This is a genomic window from uncultured Sunxiuqinia sp. (genome assembly GCF_947495665.1).
In the GTDB taxonomy this organism is placed as follows: Bacteria; Bacteroidota; Bacteroidia; order Bacteroidales; family Prolixibacteraceae; genus Sunxiuqinia; species Sunxiuqinia rutila.
The window spans coordinates 1-538 of record NZ_CANLZV010000045.1 but is presented as its reverse complement, the minus strand read 5'-3'; the positions used below and the strand labels follow the sequence as shown (position 1 = coordinate 538).

General features: G+C 43.3%; 1 protein-coding gene. It reads right to left on the bottom strand.

The window, feature by feature from the left end; translation table 11 throughout:
* Positions 1 to 538 (bottom strand): IS256 family transposase (locus Q1A18_RS18975; RefSeq protein ID WP_299584720.1); only part of this gene is annotated, 538 nt, incomplete at both ends.

Below are 538 nucleotides of genomic sequence, written 5' to 3'. Positions count from 1 at the left end.
TGTTTGTTGAATCCTTCAATGGTATTGGTGGTGTACATGATGCGTCTCAAGTGCTTGGAATAATCGAAAAAGCGGGTTAGGTAATGCCAATTGTTTTTCCAGGATTTGATCACAAGCGGGTATTTCTGGCCCCACTTTTCTTCAAATTGTTCCATGGCCAGTTCGGCTTCTGCCAGGTTGGATGCCTGGTAAATAAGTTTCAATTCCTGATTGAATTCTTTTCGATCCTTAAATGCAGTGTATTTAAATGAATTGCGAATCTGGTGAATGATGCATAGTTGAATGTCAGTTTTCGGAAAAATGGCTTCTATTGCCTCGGTAAAGCCTTTGAGGTTATCCATACAAGCAATCAGCACATCTTGTACTCCCCGGTTTTGAAGATCGGTCAGCACGCTAAGCCAGAATCGCGCACTTTCGCTCTCCGAAATATACATTCCCAACAAATCTTTCTGCCCGTCCATGGTATGCCCCAAGATGATATAAACCGCCTTGCTGATGACCTGCCCATTCACCCGAACTTTAAAGTGCATCGCATCCA